Source organism: Oleiphilus sp. HI0132 (assembly GCF_001635845.1).
In genome coordinates, this window is record NZ_LWGJ01000221.1 from 1 (window position 1) to 1,077 (window position 1,077).

The window sequence follows — 1,077 nt, forward strand, 5'->3', positions numbered from 1 at the left end:
TTACCGGTTTCATCTTTGCCAGCGGCAAGACGCGCTTCTGGCGACTCTAAACCGTGGTCAAGTGAGTTTCGAACAAGGTGAACAAGAGGGTCGCCTATTCTTTCCATCACTGTTTTATCCAGTTCAGTTTGCTCACCAAGCAGAACAAGCTCAACTTTCTTTTCAAGACTCTTACTAATATCGTGAACGAGGCGAGGGAAACGTGAAAATGCAAAACTAATAGGAAGCATCCTAATACGCATGACACTCTCTTGAAGCTCTCTGGTATGAAGACTTAGCTGCTCTAAACCTTCCATCAACTTCGGCATCATATCGACCGTAAAGTCTTTGCCCAGTTCATTTAGCATTGACTGGGTAATTACAAGCTCGCCGACCATATTGATCAGGCTATCGATTTTGTCTGTGCCTACACGGATTGAAACGCTTTCAGGCTTACTTTCCTTTTTAACAGGCGCTGGCGCTTTACTCGCTTTCTCAACACTGGCACTAGATTCAACACTCGACTTAGACGCGGGCACATCTTCTGTCTTAACTGCTGAAACACCAACCGCAGCTTCAGCAACAACCGCTGGCTCTGCTGCTTCAGCATTTACCTCAGACTCTTCAGAAGCTTGCGAATCAATTTTCTCAATTCGAATATCCGAGTCATCAACGACCCACTCAAAGACTTCGTCTATTTGAGCTCTTTCGGCATCACCCTTAAGTACAATATTCCAAGCTAGATAGCATGCTTCGGGGTCTAGCGAGCCAAGTTCTGGCAGCTCATCAACAACACTGGAAACCTCGACTTCACCCAACTCAGACAGTTCACGAAACATACGTACTGGGTCATTACCAGTGCGCAAGACATCTGCGTCGGGTTTAAAATAGATAGTCCAACCATCAGAACCTTCGTCGGTTTCCTCGCTAGGACTTTCACAGTTTTCTGCTGTTTCACTGCCACCTTCCAGCAGAGCGTTGAACTGTACTCGCAACTCATCTGCCAACTTGGTTTCGCAGCTTTGACCGGCCTCAAGCTCATTGATCATAGTTCGGATACAGTCGACAGACTTCAGAAACAGATCGACATGATCCACT

1 pseudogene is annotated in these 1,077 nt (G+C 46.4%); it reads right to left on the reverse strand.

Annotation, left to right across the window (positions count from 1 at the left end):
• Positions 1-1,077 (reverse strand): annotated as a pseudogene (locus tag A3766_RS02740) (chemotaxis protein CheA); the annotation flags it as partial.